The 3966-nt window shown below is 41.8% G+C and carries 4 protein-coding genes; all 4 read right to left on the bottom strand.

All coding sequences use genetic code 11. From position 1 onward, the window contains the following. Positions 1-261: SDR family NAD(P)-dependent oxidoreductase (locus tag HP456_RS20890; RefSeq protein WP_172254714.1), on the bottom strand; the 261-nt coding region annotated here is incomplete at its 3' end. 444 nt (positions 262-705) lie between these two features. Further along, a complete protein-coding gene (locus tag HP456_RS20885) occupies positions 706-1986 on the bottom strand; it encodes a TRAP transporter large permease (RefSeq protein WP_172254713.1) in 1281 nt (426 codons plus the stop codon). Beyond that, positions 1983-2456, bottom strand: coding sequence for a TRAP transporter small permease (locus HP456_RS20880; protein ID WP_172254712.1), 474 nt, complete (start codon positions 2454-2456; stop codon positions 1983-1985). The genes HP456_RS20885 and HP456_RS20880 overlap by 4 nt, the downstream gene beginning before the upstream one ends. Positions 2457-2527: 71 nt before the next feature. Further along, the gene (locus HP456_RS20875) at positions 2528-3547 is read right to left on the bottom strand and encodes a TRAP transporter substrate-binding protein (RefSeq protein ID WP_172254711.1); all 1020 of its coding nucleotides are present in this window, start codon (positions 3545-3547) and stop codon (positions 2528-2530) included. Between the last annotated feature and the right edge of the window lie 419 nt (positions 3548-3966).

Here is a 3966-nt window from a genome sequence, read left to right as displayed (position 1 = left end):
AATCTTTCCAAAAGCTGAAATGACATTGGGAATGGCAGCCTTCACTTCTTCTTCCTTTTCAAGATCACATGGAATAATCGAGCATTTCCTGCCAAGCTGTTCGATTTCTTCCTTCACATCCGTCAGTTCCGGTTTCCTTTGAAGCAAAGCAATATCTGCTCCGGCTTCGGCCAGGGCCACTGCCATTGACCGGCCGATCCCACGCGTAGCCCCCGTGATGGCAGCTGTCTTTCCAGTCAGGTCAAATAAATTCTTAGCCATATGTATCTCTCCTTCTGCAGTTTTTTTATTTTTTTATATAGTCCTATACGCAAAGATTGTTGTGTTAACTACACGAATTGCTAAAGCTCTGTCGTGCTGAATGGTGAGGGGAACTGCTTGCTACCACTAGTGTACGGAGTCCGCAGTTCCCCTCACCATCTATAGAGACAATAGTGACAAAAGCACTCAACTCTGAACACTTGAAAAAAGCTGTTTTCTTAACATGTATAAAAGATTATTCTAGTTTATAACTCACACTTAATAGTTGATTGGAACGGAAGGTGCTCGACTCCTGCGGGAATAGCGGGAAAGTTGAGACCCACAGGGCAAAGCCCGAGCAGGCTCAACTCACGCCCCGCGGAAAGCGGGCACCTGGAGTGGAAATCAACCAGCACCCGCTTCTTAAAAAACAACAAAGTTTATGAAAACAGCCTTTTATAGTAATCATTCAATTAAATTAGGAATAAATGTCACAAGTGACGGAAACAGCACGATTAAAACAAGTGCAACACAAAGCAAAAGAACATATGGAATGGCACTCTTCATCGCATGTTCAATCTTAACTCCGGATGAGGAGCATGCAACAAACAGGCAGACACCTACCGGAGGAGTCAATGTTCCAATCGCGATATTAATAACAATCATGACACCAAATACAATTGGATCCATTCCCGTACTCAAGGCAATCGGCAATAAGATTGGAACAAACATGATCAGCAGGGCAAGCCCTTCAATGAACATGCCGCCAATGATAAAGATTAAGTTAATGACGAGTATAATAAAGAATGGGCTGTCTGATACGCTTGTGATGAGACCGCTCAAAATCTGCGGGAAATTGTGACTCACAAGAATCCAACTGAACAAAGAGGAAGCCGCTATGATCAGCAGCACATTCCCTGAACTGATGACTGCTTCCATGAATATCGATGACAAGTCCCGCAATTTAATACTTTTATAAACGAACAATCCCAGGATTAACGTATAGACAACAGCAATGATACTGGATTCTGTCGGTGTAAAGACGCCGGTTAAAATCCCGCCGACGATGATAATCGGAGCAAATAAAGGGAGTATCGCTTTTTTGAAACTGTCTATGAAATAGCTGAATGAAAACGAATTGGACTGGGTTACACCATAGTTTTTCTTGATGCAAATGATCCTTGATGCAACCATAAATAGAATCCCAATAAGAATACCGGGGATAATCCCTCCTAAGAATAACTTCCCGACGGATATACTGGCGATCCCGCCTAACACAACCATCGGTATACTCGGTGGAATAATAATGCCAATCGATCCTGATGCTGCTTGCAATGCGGCAGCAAACCGTGCTGGATAGCCCAGTTTAACCATACTTGGAGTCATCACGCTGCTGAGTGCAGCTGTATCAGCTGGAGCGGAGCCGGAAATTCCTCCCATCATCATGCCTGAAGTGACACTCACATAACTCATGCCGCCTTTCGTCCATCCAATAATGGAATCTGCAAAGTTAACAAGTCTTTGCGTTAATCCACTTTTATCCATGATGACACCCGTAAGCATAAAGAAGGGGATGGCCAATAATGTAAAGCTATTCATGGAAACGAACATTTTCTGCGGAATCAATACAAGCGGGACAATCCCTTCCCATAAAATGGTGATAATCGAGGCCACTCCTAAAGAGATTCCAACCGGTACACCCAAGATCAATAGGACAAAAAATGCAATAAACAGTAATGTAATCATTGTTTCTCCTCCTTGGATGTCGCGATTAATACGACCACAAAGATGATCGCAATGAAACCTGACACTGGTATAATAGAATAAATGATTCCCAGATTAATAGGCAGTACAGCAGCTGTGCCAGACATATTCACCTCTACAAATTTAATCCCCTGCCAGCACAACACGCCAAAGAATGATCCTGTAATGATATGGACAAGCAGCCGAATGCCTTTCGATAAACCCTTCAGTCGATCGGCCACTGCCGTAATCGCAATATGTTTTTGCTTATAAATCCCCATTGTTATTCCTAAAAACATTAACCATACAAAAATGTATCGATCAAGCTCTTCTACCCAGACCATCCCATTCGAAAATACATATCGAAGGACAACCTGGATAAAGACAAGTGAAACCAAAACGGCCATAAGGAATAGAACTGCGTACGTCACTAGTTTTTCCAGTCCTTGGCCAATGAGTTTTAATGTTCTCACACGTCCCGCCTCCTAATTAGTTCACAGTGATCATCCATTTAAGAGAGGCTGGAACAGCCCCTCTTTTTCATCTACTTTGTATCCATGATCTGCTGGATAAGGTCTTTACCGAATTCATCGCTGTACTTGTCATATACAGGCTGAACGGCTTTTCTCCATGCCTCTTTATCCGGATTTTCTTCTATGGTTAAATTACCTTCCTCTTTAAGGTATTGAATGTCTTTCTTTTCATTATCACGAATCAGTTCTCTTTCATAATCTCCAGCTTCTTTAGATGCCTCTATTAGTACCTCTTGGACATCTTTTGAAAGACTATCAAATTTCTTTGGATTCATAATAAGCAGCATGGCTGTATACGTATGACCATCTAAGACCATGTAATCCTGGACTTCATACATCTTTGAACTTTTTATGGCAAATAAAGGTCCTTCCTGGCCATCCACAACCCCGTGCTGCGCTGCCATATAAAGCTCGGAAAATGGCATCGGTACTGCACTTGCCCCCAACGTCTCTGTGGCGGAAGTTAATACGGGCCATTCAGGTGTTCTGATTTTCAATCCTTTCAAATCTTCAGGTGATTCCAAAGGACGCTTACTGTTTAAATAATGTCTGAACCCTGACTCCCAGTAGCTCATCACTTTAAAGCCGCCTTGTTCTTCAGCTTCACTTGCAAGCTGCTCTCCAACTTCACCCTGTAATACTTTATCTACATGATCGTAGTCCCTGAAGAGAAAAGGCAGATCAAACATGGAATAGCGGGGATAATATTGTGTCACACTTCCAGTGGCAACAAGAGAGATATCCACTGTTCCCATTTTCGTCCCGGCAGCAAGTTCCCCTTCATCCCCGAGCTGGCTGTCATGATAGACCTCGACCTTTACTTTCCCATCTGATTTCTCTGATACTAATTCCGCAAACTTTTCGGCCCCTGCATGGAATGGCGAAGATGTCGGCTGATTGTGACCCAGCTTTAACGTGATTTTATCGGAGTCACCTGATGCTGATCCCCCTGTACTTTTCCCACAACCTGCTAATCCAATCATTAAGACAGCTGCAATGAGCAGACTAAAAACGTTGAACTTCTTTTTCATCTTAATTCCCCCTTTTGAAATATAACTGTATGGAACAGCATGAGAATACTGCAGATACTGAAGTGAAACCCCTGATAATGTAAACGCTACCAATAGGCTCCATAAAAAAATTCCTTATTCCCCAACTCCCTTTACAACAACCATTTGTGAAAATTCAGATTTATTATTATATATAATATTAGTGATTATATATAATATATAAGAGCACGTCAAGAGAATGGGATAAAAGTATTTTAATCAAAATAAAACCCGAACTAATTTGCATTTACAAAGGCAAATTTGTCCGGGTTATAGTTTTGGATAAAAAGACCATTAGTTTTAACTAGTTCCAGCGGTAAGTCTATTTTTCAACCATTTTCATAATATGTTCTCTAAAAGCGTTTTTCGCTTTCTCTGCATCTCTTTCTTCCAGCATTTCC

The organism is Bacillus haikouensis, assembly GCF_013179555.1.
In the GTDB taxonomy this organism is placed as follows: Bacteria; Bacillota; Bacilli; order Bacillales; family Bacillaceae_B; genus Rossellomorea; species Rossellomorea haikouensis_A.
This window is presented reverse-complemented; position numbering and strand designations above follow the sequence as displayed.

What these genes read in the sequence shown, in the direction of transcription:
- HP456_RS20885 (WP_172254713.1), bottom strand. Translation starts at nt 1,986, where the DNA reads ATGATTACATTACTGTTTATTGCATTTTTTGTCCTATTGATCTTGGGT.
- HP456_RS20875 (WP_172254711.1), bottom strand. Translation starts at nt 3,547, where the DNA reads ATGAAAAAGAAGTTCAACGTTTTTAGTCTGCTCATTGCAGCTGTCTTA.